This window comes from Colwellia sp. E150_009 (assembly GCF_053543955.1).
Map to the genome: position 1 here is coordinate 23,639 of NZ_JBHFOM010000012.1, position 18,877 is coordinate 42,515.

General features: G+C 38.1%; 16 protein-coding genes. 7 read left to right on the forward strand and 9 right to left on the reverse strand.

Annotated features, from left to right (window positions below; genetic code table 11):
- Positions 1 to 8: 8 nt before the first annotated feature.
- From ACE1OF_RS07590 to ACE1OF_RS07600, 3 genes are all read right to left on the reverse strand, one after another.
- The gene (locus ACE1OF_RS07590) at positions 9 to 866 is read right to left on the reverse strand and encodes a DUF2806 domain-containing protein (protein ID WP_448893679.1); all 858 of its coding nucleotides are present in this window, start codon (positions 864 to 866) and stop codon (positions 9 to 11) included.
- Positions 867 to 1,419: 553 nt separating this feature from the next.
- Positions 1,420 to 2,943, reverse strand: a complete 1,524-nt coding sequence (locus ACE1OF_RS07595) for a dipeptidase (protein WP_448893680.1) — start codon at positions 2,941 to 2,943, stop codon at positions 1,420 to 1,422.
- Positions 2,944 to 3,027: 84 nt separating this feature from the next.
- Complete coding sequence (locus tag ACE1OF_RS07600) at positions 3,028 to 3,285, reverse strand: hypothetical protein (RefSeq protein WP_448893682.1); 258 nt, start codon at positions 3,283 to 3,285, stop codon at positions 3,028 to 3,030.
- Positions 3,286 to 3,430: 145 nt separating this feature from the next.
- On the opposite strand from ACE1OF_RS07600, the gene ACE1OF_RS07605 reads away from it, so the two are divergent.
- From ACE1OF_RS07605 to ACE1OF_RS07620, 4 genes are all read left to right on the forward strand, one after another.
- Entirely contained in the window at positions 3,431 to 4,363 is a 933-nt protein-coding gene (locus tag ACE1OF_RS07605; RefSeq protein WP_448893683.1) for a LysR substrate-binding domain-containing protein, read from the forward strand.
- A gap of 230 nt (positions 4,364 to 4,593) precedes the next feature.
- Positions 4,594 to 9,054, forward strand: a complete 4,461-nt coding sequence (gene gltB, locus ACE1OF_RS07610; RefSeq protein ID WP_448893684.1) for a glutamate synthase large subunit — start codon at positions 4,594 to 4,596, stop codon at positions 9,052 to 9,054.
- A gap of 23 nt (positions 9,055 to 9,077) precedes the next feature.
- Positions 9,078 to 10,505 carry an FAD-dependent oxidoreductase gene (locus ACE1OF_RS07615; protein WP_448893685.1) on the forward strand — a complete coding sequence of 476 codons (1,428 nt, stop codon included), beginning with the start codon at positions 9,078 to 9,080 and terminating at the stop codon, positions 10,503 to 10,505.
- Positions 10,506 to 10,811: 306 nt separating this feature from the next.
- A complete protein-coding gene (locus tag ACE1OF_RS07620; protein WP_448893686.1) occupies positions 10,812 to 11,615 on the forward strand; it encodes a PEP-CTERM sorting domain-containing protein in 804 nt (267 codons plus the stop codon).
- 203 nt (positions 11,616 to 11,818) lie between these two features.
- Here ACE1OF_RS07620 and ACE1OF_RS07625 read toward each other — a convergent pair whose 3' ends face one another.
- The 6 genes from ACE1OF_RS07625 to rplU all read right to left on the reverse strand — a co-directional run bounded on the left by ACE1OF_RS07625 (position 11,819) and on the right by rplU (position 16,461).
- Complete coding sequence (locus tag ACE1OF_RS07625; protein WP_448893687.1) at positions 11,819 to 13,369, reverse strand: Na+/H+ antiporter NhaC family protein; 1,551 nt, start codon at positions 13,367 to 13,369, stop codon at positions 11,819 to 11,821.
- On the reverse strand, positions 13,370 to 13,918 hold the full coding sequence (gene folA / locus ACE1OF_RS07630; protein WP_448893688.1) for a type 3 dihydrofolate reductase: 549 nt from the start codon (positions 13,916 to 13,918) through the stop codon (positions 13,370 to 13,372). It abuts the gene before it with no gap.
- A gap of 175 nt (positions 13,919 to 14,093) precedes the next feature.
- Positions 14,094 to 14,330 carry an RNA recognition motif domain-containing protein gene (locus ACE1OF_RS07635; RefSeq protein ID WP_448893689.1) on the reverse strand — a complete coding sequence of 79 codons (237 nt, stop codon included), beginning with the start codon at positions 14,328 to 14,330 and terminating at the stop codon, positions 14,094 to 14,096.
- A 194-nt stretch (positions 14,331 to 14,524) separates the two neighbouring features.
- Positions 14,525 to 15,688, reverse strand: coding sequence for an Obg family GTPase CgtA (gene cgtA, locus ACE1OF_RS07640; protein WP_448893690.1), 1,164 nt, complete (start codon positions 15,686 to 15,688; stop codon positions 14,525 to 14,527).
- 187 nt (positions 15,689 to 15,875) lie between these two features.
- Positions 15,876 to 16,133 carry a 50S ribosomal protein L27 gene (gene rpmA, locus ACE1OF_RS07645; protein WP_448893691.1) on the reverse strand — a complete coding sequence of 86 codons (258 nt, stop codon included), beginning with the start codon at positions 16,131 to 16,133 and terminating at the stop codon, positions 15,876 to 15,878.
- Positions 16,134 to 16,149: 16 nt separating this feature from the next.
- Positions 16,150 to 16,461, reverse strand: coding sequence for a 50S ribosomal protein L21 (gene rplU / locus ACE1OF_RS07650; RefSeq protein ID WP_242284241.1), 312 nt, complete (start codon positions 16,459 to 16,461; stop codon positions 16,150 to 16,152).
- A 288-nt stretch (positions 16,462 to 16,749) separates the two neighbouring features.
- Here rplU and ispB point away from each other — a divergent pair, with 288 nt between their 5' ends.
- From ispB to ACE1OF_RS07665, 3 genes are all read left to right on the forward strand, one after another.
- The gene (ispB, locus tag ACE1OF_RS07655; RefSeq protein WP_448893692.1) at positions 16,750 to 17,736 is read left to right on the forward strand and encodes an octaprenyl diphosphate synthase; all 987 of its coding nucleotides are present in this window, start codon (positions 16,750 to 16,752) and stop codon (positions 17,734 to 17,736) included.
- A 101-nt stretch (positions 17,737 to 17,837) separates the two neighbouring features.
- Positions 17,838 to 18,242 (forward strand): VF530 family DNA-binding protein, encoded by a 405-nt coding sequence (locus ACE1OF_RS07660; protein ID WP_448893693.1) that lies wholly within the window; start codon positions 17,838 to 17,840, stop codon positions 18,240 to 18,242.
- Positions 18,243 to 18,372: 130 nt separating this feature from the next.
- Complete coding sequence (locus tag ACE1OF_RS07665) at positions 18,373 to 18,783, forward strand: bacteriohemerythrin (RefSeq protein ID WP_448893694.1); 411 nt, start codon at positions 18,373 to 18,375, stop codon at positions 18,781 to 18,783.
- Positions 18,784 to 18,877: the final 94 nt, after the last annotated feature.

Here is an 18,877-nt window from a genome sequence, read left to right on the forward strand (position 1 = left end):
ATGCCTTGTTAAGTAGCTTTTGACACCTTTCCGCCACGACTACCAAGTCTAGTAAGAATGTATTCAAAGAATTCAGGATTTTTCTCCGCATCACAAATCCTTTCTAACTCTACTCCTACTTGCGTAAATATTGCCTTACCTATGTCAATTGAATTTTTAGGTGTTTCTTCAGGGAACACTATCTCAGTACACTCTCCAAAGTAATATACTTTCGTAATTTTAGGCAGTTCAGTGTGAAGATAACCTGTTGACATTTGCAGTGTTATCAACCCAATATCTTGCAGGTGATTTAATTCATCAAACCCAATACCATTCTTCTTATAAATATCACTGTTCGTATCATAAATAATAGGAACAGGCTCATCAATCACCCATGTAAACTGACAGAGCCGTCTAAACATTTCAGCATCTTTCTTGTCCATGGAGCTTACAAAATCTACCGTTCGTTTAGAGAAACTACCCGGCTTAGTTGCCTCTCCTGATAGTAAACCTGACCATAGTGTTTGCATTTCTTTATCCGATATTTTGTCGCATTTATCAAAAAAGTGTGCAATCCAATCTTCTTCTAAATCATCAACTCTAGCTTCATTAGGTAAACTATGAATAGCTTGTGCTGTGATGCTTTCTATGTTTTTCTGTTTTCGTTCTTCTTGATTGATTAAACGATCGATCCCGCGCTGTTGAATCTCTGTTAATTCAAGGCTTGAAATAGCTTTGATTTTTTCAGCTTCCGCCTCAGCCACGGCCATTTTTTTAATACGTCGAGGCTCATATAATACGCCAACAGCACTAGATATTTTTTCAATTAATACAGTAGCTGGTTTTGATATATCACCAAAATTAACCACTGAACTTCCTTCAGCCATGACAAAACTCCTATTAGCTACTTAACAGCTTATTGAACACCATTTTGGGGGTTTATAACACCCCAAAACGGCGTATATTACATGTGTTAATAATTTCACTAAAAAACACCTTTGTAAACAGATAATTATATGTATTTTAAAATGGCTTTTTGTTGTTACGCCCCAAAACGCCTTGTAATAATGTTATAGGATAAAATTACAAACACAATGTAAATAAAACTATTAACTTGGCCTGAATAGCTGCTATAGGAAGACAGAACTGTGCTTTATATTTCTTTATCTAATAATAATTCATACTACTGCGTAATAAAATGAAAGTTTGCCATGATAAGGGTAGCAAGCACTGATATTTCACGTAGTCAAAAGATTACCTATTAATCATTGATCAATAATGATTTAGTTAAACTTTCTGTGAAGTATATTGGCGAGCTACGTTCATAGGCAATAGCATCATCTTCCGGGGTATTTAATATATTAGGCGGATAGCCATGGTTATAATTCATTCTGACACAGCGCAATGAATTACGCCCTACACGGGGTAAGCTTGTATTCTTTACTGCGCTAATTCAATCAACACCGCAGTGTACATTTTTAAATTCAATATAAATTGTTCCATGGTGATAAACTCATGTTCGGAATGCCCGGTGTATTCTTTACCTGGCATGGAAGGACCAAAGCTAACGGCATTAGGGAACAGCCTTGAATTGGTGCCACCACCGATAGCGACAGGTTTAGCGTCAGTAATACCCGTATAAAACGAGAATACATTTAGTAAGGTATCTATTTGCGGCGCATTATTTTGCACAAACGGTTCGCCAATGTAGTTTTTTAAATTGCTGAGAGTTACTTGATTCGCCTGCTGCCATTGTTTAAGCGTTAAATTAATCTCACTTTCTAACTGTGCTGCAGTTTTTCCTTTGGGGCGACGTAAGTTAATATTAAGCTCTATGCCCTGCTCTTTTTGCTTTAATACGGTTGCTTGTAAAGACATTGGCCCCATAAAATCATCGCTATAAGCAACATTGCCAAACTTTTCTCCGTATAAACCTGTACCTATATTATCATTAATAAAATTAACAAGCGCACCGCTAGCGTTGTTAGGCCAACGGGTAAATGATAATAAATCAGCTAAATAGGTAATCGCATTAACACCGTTTTCGGGTTTAGATGAATGAGCAGATTTTCCCAGCGCCTTTATCGTTAAAGCATTAGCCTGCCATTGATAATCATACTGAATACCTGAATGTGATTTGGCCGCTTGTTTTAGTTTAACTAATAACTTTTCATTGGCATTTTCGATTGTGGCTTGGGCGTCTTCGGGAATTTGGCTACCGAAAAAACCACCGCTAAAGGCACTTAAATGAACACTTTCAGAGAGCACCTCGTCATCGTCTGAATTCAAGTTAGGAAAGGTCATACTGATAGTGCCATAACCTTTCTCTGCTGTAACAACAGGATATTCAGCATCAAGAGTAATGTTTACTTGAGGTAAAGTGTGCTCCTTAATGTAAGCTTCTAACGGCGCCCAGTCAGATTCTTCAGCCATATAAACATATAATTCAATTCTTTTTTTGAGTTTAATATGCTTATCTTTAATTGATTTCATTGCATAAAGCGCATTCGAAATTGAGCCTTTATCATCTTCTGTTCCTCTGCCCACTAACTTTCCAGGCGCTGAGGTGAGATCAAGTTCAAAGGGAGATTTAGCCCATTTAGCCGGCGTCGCAGGCTGAACATCGCCATGCGTGATCATCCCAAGGCGCTCTTGGCTATTACCTAAACCGATGATGACAATATAGCCGTGGTCGGTGTAGTCTAATCCTAGCTGCTTAGCCTGCTGCGCCAGTTCTTGCTTAAACGCTTGATGCACTGGATTATCTGTTGAAGGTAAACCGTCAATGGCAACGGTATTAAATTTCACTAACTTTTCAAGGCTCATTAGCATCTGATCTTGATAAGTATCCGCAGCATACTGCGAAGTTTGTTTTGCTACATCACTCACCTTTGCTTGCAGCTGCAATGGTAGTAATAAGGCGCTAGTTAATAGTAATAAGTATAAAGATGGACGTTTCAACACTTGATGACTCCTATTTTTTTAAACACTTATCCCTGTAAACGAGAATAAATGCAAGGGATTGATGAAATTAGTTAAAGCAATGAGTTATTTCTGATATATCGCAAAAGATAAACCTAGCTTATTTGAAATGTTCGTTAATAGTTTTTCAAATTTGCTAGGAACATACGATTCAGGTGTCACATCGTCTAGTTCAACCGTCATATTTTCAGTGCTATTTTCCGTAACGTCTTCAATGTGGCTTTCGATGCTGTGTCCTTTGATGCATTCGATACTCAGCTTGATTTTCCCTTTTTCATTTATCGTAGTTGAAATAGGTTTTAAGATATTTTTAGATACACACATTGTTAGTCCTCCTTTGATAGGTGCTGTTATTTTGCATTGAACTATTTTATTGAACCAGCAATAATAATTAACATTTGCTATAAGCTGTGCTTATTACTAACTTATAGTACCAACCTTATTTAATTCATTAATTGAGATGCTCAAAATGGATAAACGATTAAAGCACTTAAACAATTTACGTAGTTTTGAGAGTGCAGCCAGACATGAAAGTTACAGTAAAGCAGCTGAAGAGTTATTTGTAACGCAAGCGGCCGTCAGCCAACAAATGCGACAATTAGAAACCTCGTTGGGTACTCGTCTTTTTACACGCAACGGTAGAAAAATGCAGTTAACAAATAGTGGCGAAAAACTCTATCAAGCAACTCACCTTGCATTTAACACGCTTGTGAAAGGCTTTAATAGTATTCAAACCGAAGAAGTTACGGGTAGTTTAACGATTACCTCAACTCAAGCTTTCACTTCACTCTGGTTGATGCCACGTTTGTTTCGGTTTTCAGTCAAACATCCTGAAATAGAAATCAGAGTACTGTCTTCCAATCGTATTGAAGATCTTCGTCAAGGACATATTGATCTAGCTATTCGTTTTAGAACGACCTTAGACAATGAAATTCACGACGAAATGGTTTATGACTTCGTTGGGGAGGATCATGTTTACCCTGTCTGTTCCCCACAACTGGCCAAAGAAATGAATTTCAAACAACCCCAAGACATTTTAAAGTGTTGGTTGGTTAATTTAGAACACGCAGGCTCTATTGATTGGACAACTTGGTTTAAACAGGCAGGAGTTGAAAATTATCAACATCATAAGAAATGGACACAAGTCAGTAGTGGTGATATAGCGTTAAGTGCCGTACTCAGTGGCCATGGATTTACGTTAACTTCTCGGGCTTTATACCCTCAATACGTAAACACGGGGCAACTCGTTATTCCATTTGGAATAAAACATCCCATCTCGTTTAAGCGGTATTATGTTTATGATCCAAATTCAGCTAAAAAAGCACGGCTCGATATTTTTCTTGCTTGGTTAAAAGAAGAAACTGACAATGAAAATCAAAACTTCCCTAACTTAACAAATTAAAGAAGAAAACAAATAGTTAAACTTAATAATTAGCATAAGCTAAATTTATCCCTTAAAAATCCTGTTGAAAAATTACGAGCAAAAGCTCTATTTCAATTGACCTTTTCCATGCAAATGAGTAATGTAAGCATCCCTCCTCTTGGATAAAAACGGAATAGTTAAACGCTTTTCTCTTACCTTTAATCCTTTTTTATTCTGTAACCAAGCGGATTTTTTATTAGGAGACAGTAATGCAGCTTTATGATCATAGCGTTCAACGTGAAAATTGTGGTTTTGGCTTAATCGCCCATCAACATGGTGAAACCAGCCATAAACTTATTAAAACTGCTATTTCAGCCTTAGATCGCATGCAACATCGAGGTGGCATTGCTGCTGATGGTAAAACAGGTGATGGTTGTGGTTTATTGCTACAAAAGCCAGATACTTTTTTTCGTGCTGTTGCTGAAGACAATGGTTGGAAGCTTGGTAAAAAATACGCAGTAGGTATGATCTTTTTAAACCCTGATCCTGTTGCTGCAGCCTTATCAAAAAAAATACTAGAAGAAGAGTTTGCTAACGAAAGTTTAACCCTTGTAGGTTGGCGAACAGTTCCTATCGACACCTCGGTATTAGGTAATGCAGCTATCAATAATATGCCAACAATTGAGCAAGTATTTGTTGATGCACCTCCAGGTTGGCGAAATCGTGATTTAGAGCGACGCTTATACATGGCACGTCGTCGTGCTGAAAAACGCATCACTGACGATGTATTTTATGTTGCTAGCTTGTCGTGTTTGGTCACTATCTATAAAGGCTTAATGATGCCGATAGATTTACCTAATTTCTATTTAGATCTTGCTGATATTCGCATGCAAAGCGCTATTTGTGTTTTTCATCAACGTTTTTCAACCAATACATCGCCACAATGGTATTTAGCACAACCCTTTAGATACTTGGCACATAATGGTGAAATTAATACCATTAATGGTAATCGTCAATGGTCACGTGCACGCACGTATCGTTTTAAATCCCCTCTGCTACCAGATTTACAAGAAGCCGCACCTTTTGTTGGTCAAACAGGGTCTGACTCCTCTTCTTTAGACAATATGCTTGAACTTTTTCTTGCAGGTGGTATGGATTTATACCGCGCTATGCGTTTATTAATGCCCCCTGCATGGCAAAACAGCACATTAATGGATGATGAATTACGCGCCTTTTATGAATTTAACTCCATGCACATGGAGCCTTGGGACGGCCCAGCGGGTGTGGTAATGACCAATGGTCGTCACGTTGCCTGCAACTTAGACAGAAATGGCTTACGTCCCGCCCGTTATGTAATCACCCGTAATGGCTTTATTACCCTTGCTTCAGAAGTAGGTATTTGGGATTACGGTGAAGATGAAGTTGTTGAAAAAGGTCGTGTGGGTCCAGGCGAAATGCTTGCGCTTGATACCTACACAGGCAAACTTTTTAACTCAAACGATATCAATAATGAATTAAAAGGTCGTCATCCCTACCGTGAATGGCTCAACAAACACGTTCGTCGTTTAATACCATTTGACGAGCTAGAAGCCAATCAAATAGGTGTGCGCGTATTCTCTGATACTGAAATGAATCAATACCATAAAATGTTTAATTACAGTTATGAAGAAATTCATCAAGTGATTAAAACATTGGCAGAAAACGGCCAAGAAGCGACAGGTTCAATGGGTGATGACACCCCAATGGCCGTTTTATCAAGTAAACCACGTGTGTTATATGATTATTTCCGCCAACAATTTGCCCAAGTGACCAACCCACCTATTGACCCATTACGCGAACGTTATGTTATGTCGCTTGGTACCTGTATTGGTCGTGAGCATAACGTATTTAACGAGACATCAGGGCATGCCGATCGCATGCTGTTTTCTACTCCTGTATTAATGTACACTGGTTTAAAACAGTTACGTGAATTAGACCCCGCTCATTATCGCTCAGACACATTAACCTTAACGTATGATAGCGACGAAGGGTTAGAGGCTGCTATTAACCGTTTATGTGATGAAGCCGAAGATTTAGTCAAAAATAAAAGTACGGTTATTCTGGTACTTTCTGATAGGCAGATTCATCCTGGATTATTAGTGATTCCTGCTGCGATGGCGGTTGGTGCAGTACAAAAACGTTTAGTTGATCAGCAACTCCGTTGTGATTCAAACATTATTGTAGAAACTGCTTCTGTACGCGACTCACACCAATATGCCGTATTACTAGGGCTAGGGGCTACCGCCATCTACCCTTATTTAGCTTTTGAAACCATTGAGCAATTGGTTGAACAAGGCCAAATTAAATTAAGTGCTCGTGATGCGGTAGTTAACTATCGTGAAGGTATCAACAAGGGGTTGTTAAAAATACTGTCTAAAATGGGAATTTCAACCATAGCCAGTTATCGTTGTGCGGGGTTGTTTGAAGTTATTGGTTTAAATGACAACATAATAAAATTATGTTTTAGTGATTTACCAAGCCGCATTCAAGGCGCTGATTTTTCTGATATTGAACAAGACAATATTAATCTTGCTCGTAAAGCGTTTTTACCTCATCAAAAAATGTCTCATGGCGGCTTACTTAAATACGTACATGGTGAAGAATACCATGCCTTTAACCCAAATGTAGTGAACTACTTACAACGTGCCGTACAAAACGGCAATTATGATGATTACCGTAAGTTTGCTGACGAAGTAAATAACCGCCCAATCGCAATGCTGCGAGACTTATTAGTATTAAAAGATGATTGTGAAACCATTGAGCTTTCGCAGGTTGAAAGTAGCAATGAAATGTTTAAACGTTTTGACTCTGCTGCTATGTCAATTGGCGCGTTAAGCCCCGAGGCTCATGAAGCACTTGCCATTGCAATGAATCGTTTAGGTGGTAGCTCAAATTCTGGCGAAGGTGGTGAAGACGAACGCCGCTTTGGTACTGTTAAAAACTCTCGTATTAAACAAATTGCTTCGGGTCGTTTTGGGGTAACGCCACACTATTTAGTGAATGCTGATGTATTACAAATTAAAGTAGCACAAGGGGCAAAACCAGGTGAAGGTGGACAATTGCCTGGTGATAAAGTATCACCATTAATTGCAAAATTACGTTACTCAGTACCAGGTGTCACGCTTATTTCACCGCCTCCCCACCATGATATTTATTCAATTGAAGATTTAGCACAGCTTATTTTTGACTTAAAACAGGTCAACCCTAAAGCAGTTATTTCTGTGAAGTTAGTTTCTGGCCCTGGTGTGGGAACCATTGCTGCAGGTGTTGCCAAAGCATATGCTGATTTTATTACTATTTCAGGTTATGACGGAGGTACTGCAGCTAGCCCATTAACGTCTGTAAAATACGCTGGTTGTCCTTGGGAGTTAGGCTTAGCTGAAGCACATCAAGCCTTAGTTACTAATGGTCTACGTCATAAAGTACGTTTACAAGTAGACGGTGGCTTAAAAACGGGTATAGATATTGTTAAGGCTGCCATATTAGGCGCAGAAAGTTTCGGATTTGGTACTGTACCTATGGTGGCATTAGGCTGTAAATTTTTACGTATATGTCACTTAAATAATTGTGCAACGGGTGTAGCAACACAAGACGAAGTGTTACGCGAACAATTTTTCAAAGGCTTACCTGACCAAGTCATGAATTATTTTAAATTTATTGCTCAAGATGTACGTGAGATTCTTGCGAGTTTAGGCGTTAAAAGTTTAACTGACATTATTGGCAGAGTAGACTTACTAACACAAATTGAAGGCATTAGTGCCAAACAACAAAAATTAGACTTATCACCAATTATCGCCCCAGTTGTTGCTAGTGATAATACGGCACTGCATCAAACAGAAGCAAACAAACCGTTTGATCAAGGACAATTAAATCAGAAAATGGTCGCTATCGCACATGAGGCGGTTGCACACAGCAAAGGAGGCGAATACAGATTTTCTATACAAAATACCGATCGCTCTGTTGGGGCAACCTTATCAGGTGAAATAGCGCGACAACATGGTGATCAAGGGATGGCGGCTTCACCTATTACTTTCCATTTATCTGGTACAGCAGGTCAAAGCTTTGGTGTTTGGAATGCAGGAGGTCTACACCTTAAACTTACAGGTGATGCCAACGATTATGTGGGCAAAGGCATGACAGGTGGAATAATAACGGTTATGCCACCCAAAGGGGTTGAATACCAAAGCCATAAAACAATGATTATGGGTAACACCTGTTTATACGGGGCAACTGGCGGTAAACTATACGCTTGTGGCCGTGCAGGAGAACGATTTGCTGTACGTAATTCGGGCTGTCATGCGGTTGTTGAAGGCACTGGCGATCATGCCTGTGAATACATGACAGGTGGTATTGTCACAATATTAGGTGATATTGGTGTAAACTTTGGCGCGGGTATGACAGGTGGCTTTGCCTATGTATTAGATGAAAAAGACGATTTGGATATACGTATCAATCCTGAGTCTATTGAAATGCTAGCTATTGACGAGCTCAGCATTCATAAAGAACATTTGCGTGGCATAATCAATCATCATTTTGAAGAAACAGGCAGCCTACGCGCACAGGAAATTTTACAAGATTTTGATAAATTCGCACCACTATTTAAATTGATTAAACCAACGGCAACCGATGTTAAGACTTTACTAGGCCATCGTAGTCGTTCAAGTGCTGAATTACGCGTGCAAGCACAATAAATAATTGATAAGGAAAAAGTACAATGAGTAAAAATGTTTATCAATTTATTGATGTAAAACGAATTGATCCAGCTAAAAAACCAATCAATGAACGTAAAATTAACTTTGTTGAAATTTATCAACCCTTGGGTAATGAACAAAGTGCAGGCCAAGCAGATCGTTGTTTAGATTGCGGTAATCCATACTGTGAATGGAAATGCCCCGTGCATAATTATATTCCTCAATGGTTGGAGCTAGTAACTGAAGGTAAAATTTTTGAAGCGGCTGACTTATGTCATCAAACCAATAGTCTACCTGAAATGTGTGGCCGCGTATGTCCACAAGACAGATTATGTGAATCTGCGTGTACCCTAAATGATGAATTTGGTGCTGTGACCATCGGTAATATTGAAAAACACATTACCGATACCGCCTTTGCTCAAGGTTGGAAACCTGATTTATCTGAAGTAGTTAAAACAGGCAAACGTGTTGCGGTTATTGGTGCTGGCCCTGCTGGTTTAGCCTGTGCCGATGTATTAACCCGTAATGGAGCTGATGCAGTAGTATTTGACCGTCATGCCCAAATTGGTGGTTTACTCACGTTCGGAATTCCGTCGTTTAAACTAGAGAAAAGTGTTATTCAAAAGCGTCGTGAAATATTTGAAAATATGGGTATTGAGTTTCGTTTAAATACCAATGTTGGCGTTGATATCAGCTTTGAAGAAATCAGCAATGAATTTGACGCGGTATTCTTAGGGCTTGGTACCTATAAAGACATGAGTGGAGGCTTTGAAAATGAAAGTGCACCAGGTGTTTATAACGCACTAGACTTTTTAATAGGTAATACTCAAAATGTAATGGGAATTACAAAGGAACAATCTAACCAAGTAAAACCTTACGTCAGTTTTAAAGGTAAGAAAGTGGTCGTGCTTGGTGGTGGTGATACCGCAATGGACTGCGTGCGTACATCAATTCGTCAAGGTGCTACTGAAGTGACCTGTGCCTACCGTCGAGATGAAGCTAATATGCCAGGTTCTCCGCGCGAAGTGCAAAATGCAAAAGAAGAAGGCGTTAACTTTGCCTTTAACCTACAGCCACTCGATATTGCTATTGATGATAAAGGCAATACTATCGGGGTTAAATTTGTTAAAACCCAACTTGGCGCACCAGACGCTGATGGACGCCGTAATCCAGAACCCATTGAAGGTAGTGAATTTGTCATGGAAGCAGACGCGGTAGTTATCGCCTTTGGTTTCTTACCAAGCCCGCCACAATGGATGATAGACGCAGGTGTTCAACTTGATTCTCGTGGTCGTGTACTTGCTGTAGATAACAGTGATTTTGCCTTACAAACCAGTAAACAAAATATTTTTGCTGGTGGTGATATGGTGCTGGGATCAGATCTTGTGGTTACCGCTATCGATCAAGGTAGAAAGGCCGCGCTAGGTATTTTAGATTATGTTACTGCATAACCTGTAACTTACTACTTAAGATATGCTAATTTAAGCACTAAAAACCGCTATTGTTTTTCATAATAGCGGTTTATGCTTTAAAGTATGTAATACCAATTCAGATTGCTAACTCACACATTTTTCATAAATTTTATCTTTCGCTAAGTACAACAACTGTCTGTTTTTTTTACAATACTCACGCTTAAAAAATTTTTAGTTTGCAAATAAAACTCTATTCATCTGATTTTAAATAGTAAAACAAAACATGGTATGAAACATGCGTGAACATTAGCGCTCAATATAATTAATTACAAGATGAGGTTTTTAATGAATAAAATTACATGTATAGGACGCTTACGAACCGTAGCTTTGACGATAATAACAGGATTAAGCATTTTCGTTTTTACAACACCAAGCTACGCAGGCTTTATTTCTTATGATATTCGTAAAACACCGACTATTATTAATTCAGTTGGCAGTATTGAATTTATCATTGACGAAAGTAGTGAGAAAGCAGGCCTTGGCTCTAATGATATTAATGGTGCAACACTTGGTGATATTACCAACCTACATATTGACCGTTTAGATGATCGTAGTCGATTTACAACGGGAAGTGGTCCTTATGTCGCTCCTTATCTAAATTTTTGGATAACTGATGGTTTTGGAAATTTTGCCGTTGCGGCAAATGAGCCGTCAAATGCAGCATTTCAATCACTGTATAATAATGGCTATGATTTATCTTTTGCTGATTTGAGTAACAAAGTAGTAAAAATATATGAAAATAGCGATATGTCTTGGTTGCCCGATATTGGTTTTGGTGCGGGTATTGGTTTAACCTTTGCCGATTTAGCTAGTTTTAAAATAGCACCACCAACCATAGCTGAATTAACTACTGGTTGGACGGGACTTGGTACAGGAGCCCCTAGAGAGCTAGTTACTAATATTGCCTATGGCGTTAATTGGGTTTTTGGTGATACTTTAAGCAATTATGTATCAGGTGATGACGGCTATATAGTGGCTAATGCCAGAGTAGCAGCTTCTACGTCTACCAAAGTTCCTGAACCTACTACTTTATTATTACTTGGTTTAGGCCTAGCTGGCACAGTAGTGCAGAAACGAAAAAAACGCTAGTACGGAGAAATACCGAACGAATAAAAAATAATTTACTACTACATTCGTTTATGTGATGAGGTTTACTTTTTCAAGTAGCCTCACCCGCTATACTTAACTACAAGTAATTGTTATATTGAGCTAAATTCTGTTTGGTACCATATATATTATTATTAATAAACTTGTAATGCACCGCTAGCGAAGCTAAATACTTTTCTTTTAGATCAAACAAAAATAACGACTGTTAAGGTCCATAATAATGCTGCTAATACAGCGGCATAAGTTGCAGGAACTATTTGCGATTTTACATGATCCATCATATCGCAGCCTGTAGTCATTGAACTTAAAATAGTGGTATCTGAAATTGGCGAACACTGATCGCCATAGACACTGCCGTTTAATACAGTCGCAAAACATATCATCATAAATAATTCAGGATTATCAATTCCAGTACTTTGTGCAATAGCCCAAGCAAGCGGCATAGACAAAGGAAATGCAATAGCGAAAGTTCCCCAACTTGTCCCTGTTGAAAAGGCTATAATCATTGCCATCATTTGTAAAATAACAGGTAATAGCCAATAAGGCACTTGGGTAGAAAGCAGTGAAACTAAATACACACCACCACCAATTTGTTTACTAATAGCCCCTATCGTTACAGCTAACATTAAAATAACGGATGCGAGTACTACGCCTTTTAAGCCATTACCAAAACCATCAATAATATTACTTAGCGACATTCCCTTCCCTAATGCGATAAATGCACTGAGTAGTAATGCCACACCAAATGCCCAATTTATTTTAGGTGAACCATAGAAAACAAAGGTTAGCACTGCAGTAGTAATCAAGGCGATTAATGGTAAGATAAATTCAAGTACATGCGCTTTATAACCTTTTGGAACATTACAAACCTGTAGTTCTTTTGCACTTAATGGCTTGGCATTAGGCGCATCTAACTCCCCAGTTGTCGCCGCTCTGTGGTGGGCTGCGCGAATGCGTTTTCCAGAAAAGGGGGTAATATTTAAGCTAAGCAGCAAAGTACCTATAACAGCAAAAATACCGTAAAAACTAAAAGGAATGGCAGAGAAGAAAAAGGCGATACGATCCGCCTCCGTCGCTAAAAAAGCAACGCCTGGCACATATATCAAGGCTTGCACATACGCTGGCCATGCATTAAAGGCAATAACAACAGCAATGGGCGAGGCGGTAGAATCAACAATATAACTCATTTCTTCATGGCTAATTTTAGCTTTATCAGCTAAAGGACGCACTGTTGTACCCACAAGCACAGTACTCATAGTACCACCTTGAAAAAACAGCACTCCCAAAAACCAAGTTACTAACTTAGCTGACCGCTGGCCACGCACAAAATGTTGCGTCATATAGTCAGCAAAAGCTTGTGCTGCCCCTGTTTTTGACCAAATACCGAGCAAACCACCCAATAACCACAAATACAAAAGTAATAAGCCGGCAGTACCTACTTGCGCCATAGAGGGTATTAATATTTGATCAGTAAGATCATATTGACCCATCATAAACGCACCTATCGCAATACCACTTAAAAGTGCAGTTAGTGGCTCTCTGGTTAACCAAGACAATAAAATGGTGATAAACGCAGGTAATAAAGACCAAAGCCCATAATGATAGGCAGTACCTACTATCGTCGGTTTAACGTAAAAATTTACATACAAGGCAGAGCCAATACCAAACACAAGTAAAATTAAAGCAAATGAATTACGTGTATATTTTGAAGAATCAAATAAAGCATTAGAGCACATTTAATACTCACCAGTTGTCACTCGTTGATAAACACAAAAATCTAAATCATAGATATTTGTTTCATCGCTTATTCGTAGTTCACTACTCACCTTTTGCCAACTGCCATCATCATAATGAGGAAATTGAGTATCACCATCAATATCAGCTTTAATATGAGTAACATATAAACGATCAGCATTAGGTAAACAGTGCTTATAAATAGCTCCTCCCCCAATAACCATAATTTCATCTATCTTTTCTTCAGCACTCTTACGGCTATTAAAATGTTCAATTAAAGCTAAGGCTTCTGCAACGGAGGTAACGACATCAACATCTTCTGAACCTTTACCTTGAGGAATATAATTTTCATCACGAGAAATAACAATATTTCTTCGTCCAGGTAATGCTCTACCAATCGACTCATAGGTTTTTCTACCCATAATAACAGGCTTACCTAAAGTTACCTTTTTAAAATAGGCTAAATCAGCGGGTAAATGCCATGGCATGTCATTATCTTTACCAATAATATTGTTGTCAGCTGTAGCAACTATCATAGAGAGAATGGTCATGGTGTTCCTAAGAGTTTATCGAGCTATAAAAAAGAGTCATGATAATCAATCATTACTCTGGTGTCGATACAATCGATAAAGTGTTAGCAGAATACATAAGCGATAGTATACATTCAGGTCACATCAAGACAAAAACACTATAATCTAATCAATAAAATTAGCTCAAACACTCTAATTACTGAGCAATTTTTACTCGAATCTTATTTTTAGCAACTCTTGTTTCATGCAGGCTAGACATTGCTAATTTTGCTTCAGCTTCGTCTGGCATTTCAACAAAAGCAAAGCCCTTTGATTTACCTGTTTCTTGATCGAGCACTAAATTACATTCAGTGACAGTGCCATGAGTAGAAAATAAGATACGAATTTCTTGCTCTGTTGTTGTACGAGAAAGGTTGCGAACTAAAAGTTTCATAATGAACCATTGGTATGTTATTGCGATCTGAATTGTCTCATATATTTTAATTAGACCAAACGATATTATGCGAATAGCTTAAATAAAATATTATACAGCATACAATTATAAAGCACTCTACAGCGCTGCTCACAAAAAAAGACTCATGATAATCAACCAAGAGTCTTTTTATAAGATAGAATTAACAGTTCAAACTATTGACGATACTCGACTTCTACATCATAATCGTCTTCATTCCAATCATCGTCATCAAGGTCATCACCTAAGCCATCAGATGCTATCGCATCTTCATGGTAAGTATCCCACTTAAATTCAACATTTTTACCATCAACAACTTCCTCTTCTTCTGGTGGTAATTCTTCGATGAAAGTCATAACTCTTTGGCATAATTCTTCTGTGCCTATTTTATTGAACGCTGAAATACTATGCACTTCACCTTGCCAATCAAGCCCAGCTAAAATAGTATCAGTTAATTCTTTAGCTTCATCTTCGAACATTAAATCAAGTTTATTAAATACAATCCAACGTGGCTTACCTGCAAGTTTTTCATTATGCTGCTCTAGCTCACTAATAATAGTTTTAGCGTTTTCAAGTGGATCCGATCCATCTGCTGGCATAATATCAATAATATGCAGAAGAATACGACAACGCTCAAGGTGTTTTAAAAATTGTGTGCCTAAACCAGCACCATCAGCGGCACCTTCAATGATACCTGGAATATCAGCGATAACAAAACTACGTTGTGTATCTAAACGTACTACCCCCAAGTTTGGCACTAAGGTTGTGAAAGGGTAATCGGCTACCTTAGGTTTTGCTGCCGATACGCTACGAATTAAGGTTGATTTACCCGCATTAGGCAAGCCTAATAAACCAACATCAGCCAATAAGAGTAACTCTAATTTAAGATTACGTATTTCACCTGGGGTACCATCGGTTCTTTGTCTAGGTGCGCGGTTTGTACTGCTTTTAAAACGTGTATTACCTAAACCGTGCCAGCCACCTTTAGCTACCAATAATTTTTGGTCTACATGGGTTAAATCACCTAATAGCTCACCTGTGTCAATATCAGTAACACGAGTACCAACAGGTACTTTCAACACCAATTCTTCACTACTTTTACCTGTACAGTCACGACTTTGTCCGTTTTGACCGCGTTTAGCACGATGGAAACGTTCAAAACGATAATCAATCAGTGTGTTAAGGCTTTCATGTGCAACAAGGTACACATCACCACCATCACCACCATCACCACCGTTAGGGCCGCCAAACTCAATATATTTTTCTTTACGAAAACTGACACAGCCGTTACCGCCGTCGCCAGCTTCAACTCTGATTTCAACTTCATCAACAAATTTCATGGTGCTTTAAACAACCCTAAATTCTCATGGTTTATATACTTGTTAGTATAAACCATTTTGTATAAATATTCCGCGAATACTTTCAACCAATATTATAAACAAGTATCGGTAAAAATGATTTCAACTCTGTTTTTCAAACCAAAAAAAAACCTCGCATGATGCGAGGTTTTTATTAATCGACTCTAAATTAGTCAGCAATAATGCTAACAAATTTACGATTTTTTGGACCTTTAACATCAAACTGAACTTTACCGTCAGCTAATGCGAATAAAGTGTGGTCTTTACCGATACCCATATTGTTTCCTGCATGAAAACGAGTTCCACGTTGACGAACAATGATGTTACCCGCTAACACTGATTCACCACCAAAACGTTTAACACCTAAACGTTTAGCTTCTGAATCACGACCATTTCGTGTACTACCTGCAGCTTTCTTATGTGCCATGTTAAAATGCTCCTAATTAGCCGTTAATACCAGTAATCTTCACTTCAGTGAACCATTGACGATGGCCCGCTTGTTTGCGTGAATGCTTACGACGTTTGAATTTTACAATAGTAACTTTATCAGCACGACCTTGGTTAACAACCTCAGCCACTACTTTACCACCTGCAACGTAAGGCGCGCCTACGTTGATGTTTTCACCATCGGCGATCATTAAAACGTTATCAAATTCTACTGCTGCGCCTACTTCAAGTTCAAGTTTTTCTAGGCGAACTGTTTGCCCTTCGGTTACACGATGCTGTTTACCACCGCTTTGGAATACCGCGTACATAGCTACTCCGTACTGCGTCATCTCTTAGTTAAGTTAAATGACGCTAAATTTAAAAATATAGGGCGCGAATTCTACGCTAAGAAACCGAACAGGGCAAGTATAAAAGTAATCATTTATAAAGTTTTTCGTTCATTCAATGAAATAAAGGGGAAATACAAAACAAACTAATTGGAAACCGTCTTTGCGGCTTTATTGTCAGCCAATATAGTGTAGAATTTACCTATAAAACTGATCGAAAAGGTGGTTATAGTATAAAAAACCTCCTAGCCCAAATGGAAATTAAGTACTGTGGATATAAAAGCAATTCAAGCACTATCTCAACATGACATGACTAAGGTAAACAACCTTATTTATGAACAATTACATTCAGATGTCGCTTTAATCAATCAATTAGGCATTTATATTGTTAATGCTGGTGGAAAACGTATGCGCCCTATGTTGACAGTATTGACAGCACGGGCGTTAAACCAAGCAAATTCAAGTCCATTAAATGATGAACATTGTATTATAGCGGCAATTATTGAGTTCATTCACACGGCAACCTTATTACATGATGACGTTGTCGATGAATCTAATATGCGTCGAGGTCGTAAAACGGCCAATGCATTATTTGGTAATAGCGCTAGCGTTTTAGTAGGAGACTTCCTTTATACACGCTCTTTTCAAATGATGACAAAGTTAGGTGACATGCGCATTATGGATATTTTATCTGATGCCACGAATATTGTTGCTGAGGGTGAGGTATTACAACTAATGAACTGTAATGATCCTGATACTACCGAAGAAAGCTATATGAAAGTAATTTACTGCAAAACTGCTAAGCTATTTGAAGCAGCCACGCGCCTTGCTGCTGTTATTACTCAACAAGACAAAGCAACGGAACAAGCAATGGCCGATTATGGTAAGTACTTAGGTACAGCTTTTCAATTAGTTGACGATATTATGGACTACACTGCTGATGCGAAAGAAATGGGTAAAAATGTTGGTGATGATTTATCTGAAGGTAAGCCAACATTACCCTTACTTTATACTATGGAACATGGTACTGATGCGCAAAAACGGCTTATAAGGGAAGCAATAGAGCATGGAAATGGTATGGAGAATTTAGAAGAAATTCTCTCGGCTATGAAGCAAACAGGTGCTTTAAATTACACCCAAAAAAGAGCAGAGATTGAAGCAGACAAAGCCATTAATGCCTTATCTATTTTACCCGAATCTGACTATAAACAAGCACTAACTGACTTGGCGCATATTGCTGCTAATCGCAGTGCTTAATTTATTGCGTACCAACCAACATTGAATATTAACGTAATTTGCGTCCTAATCCTTTTTACAATAATATTTATTTGTATTAAACCCCGAGTGAGACAACCTTAATGAGTTCAGATAACATATACGAAAATAACCCATTACATGGGGTAGGATTAGAACAAGTGCTCACGGAGCTAGTTGAACATTACGGTTTTGAAATTCTCTTTGCTTACTTAAACCTAAACTGTTTTAAAACCAATCCAAGTATTAACTCAAGTGTTAAATTTTTAAAAAAAACAGAGTGGGCAAAAGATAAAGTTGAAGGTTTTTATTTATATCAATATAAAAGTTTACCGCGCGCTGATGATAGCCAGTTTGAATTACCTCCTCGTGATCGCATTATACCTACACATCAAAAGCCAGGAAAACCAGCTGAATTGAGCTTTGAAGACGCTGAGCGCCTTCGCCAAAAAAAGGCTAAAAAAACACGTGAACGCTCATCAACACCAGACAATCCCTGGGGTAGATAATAGATAATTCTGAAAATGTAGCAAATGTTAAAATTTAATTGATTTAGCACAGTAAAATCGATGATTTAGGTTGTTTATTCTTGTATTTGCCACTAACGTGAATAGTAGTTAAAAATATAGGGGAATCAATATGCCATTGATTGAATGGTCAAATGAGTTAAGTGTTGGTATTAAAAGTATTGATGAACAACACAAGAAACTAGTTAATATGATCAATGCGCTTCATGATGCCAAACTGACAGGTGGCTCAAATGAGTTATTGGGAAAAATATTTACTGGCTTAACCACTTATACCCAAAAACATTTTACTTATGAAGAGAATATGTTTGCTGAATACGGTTATAGCAACGCTGAGGAACATAAAAAACAACACAATGACTTAATTGCGCAAGTTATCGAATTAAAAAATAAATTTATCGACAATCCGCAAGGTACTATCAGTGATGATTTAATTTTATTTCTTAAACGTTGGTTAACTAATCACATTATGCGAACAGATAAAGAATATACAGACTTTTTAATTTCGAAAGGAGTTAAATAAAGCAAGTTAGATTAATAAAAAAGCGACAAGTTATCAAAAAACTGTCGCTCTATTATAGACAGACAGTAGTGGGGACTTTAATCATGCGATTAAG

What these genes read in the sequence shown, in the direction of transcription:
- folA (WP_448893688.1), bottom strand. Translation starts at nt 13,918, where the DNA reads ATGACCATTCTCTCTATGATAGTTGCTACAGCTGACAACAATATTATT.
- ACE1OF_RS07605 (WP_448893683.1), top strand. Translation starts at nt 3,431, where the DNA reads ATGGATAAACGATTAAAGCACTTAAACAATTTACGTAGTTTTGAGAGT.
- ACE1OF_RS07625 (WP_448893687.1), bottom strand. Translation starts at nt 13,369, where the DNA reads ATGTGCTCTAATGCTTTATTTGATTCTTCAAAATATACACGTAATTCA.
- gltB (WP_448893684.1), top strand. Translation starts at nt 4,594, where the DNA reads ATGCAGCTTTATGATCATAGCGTTCAACGTGAAAATTGTGGTTTTGGC.
- ACE1OF_RS07660 (WP_448893693.1), top strand. Translation starts at nt 17,838, where the DNA reads ATGAGTTCAGATAACATATACGAAAATAACCCATTACATGGGGTAGGA.
- ACE1OF_RS07620 (WP_448893686.1), top strand. Translation starts at nt 10,812, where the DNA reads ATGAATAAAATTACATGTATAGGACGCTTACGAACCGTAGCTTTGACG.
- rpmA (WP_448893691.1), bottom strand. Translation starts at nt 16,133, where the DNA reads ATGGCACATAAGAAAGCTGCAGGTAGTACACGAAATGGTCGTGATTCA.
- ACE1OF_RS07615 (WP_448893685.1), top strand. Translation starts at nt 9,078, where the DNA reads ATGAGTAAAAATGTTTATCAATTTATTGATGTAAAACGAATTGATCCA.
- cgtA (WP_448893690.1), bottom strand. Translation starts at nt 15,688, where the DNA reads ATGAAATTTGTTGATGAAGTTGAAATCAGAGTTGAAGCTGGCGACGGC.
- ACE1OF_RS07590 (WP_448893679.1), bottom strand. Translation starts at nt 866, where the DNA reads ATGGCTGAAGGAAGTTCAGTGGTTAATTTTGGTGATATATCAAAACCA.
- ACE1OF_RS07600 (WP_448893682.1), bottom strand. Translation starts at nt 3,285, where the DNA reads ATGTGTGTATCTAAAAATATCTTAAAACCTATTTCAACTACGATAAAT.
- ACE1OF_RS07635 (WP_448893689.1), bottom strand. Translation starts at nt 14,330, where the DNA reads ATGAAACTTTTAGTTCGCAACCTTTCTCGTACAACAACAGAGCAAGAA.
- ACE1OF_RS07665 (WP_448893694.1), top strand. Translation starts at nt 18,373, where the DNA reads ATGCCATTGATTGAATGGTCAAATGAGTTAAGTGTTGGTATTAAAAGT.
- rplU (WP_242284241.1), bottom strand. Translation starts at nt 16,461, where the DNA reads ATGTACGCGGTATTCCAAAGCGGTGGTAAACAGCATCGTGTAACCGAA.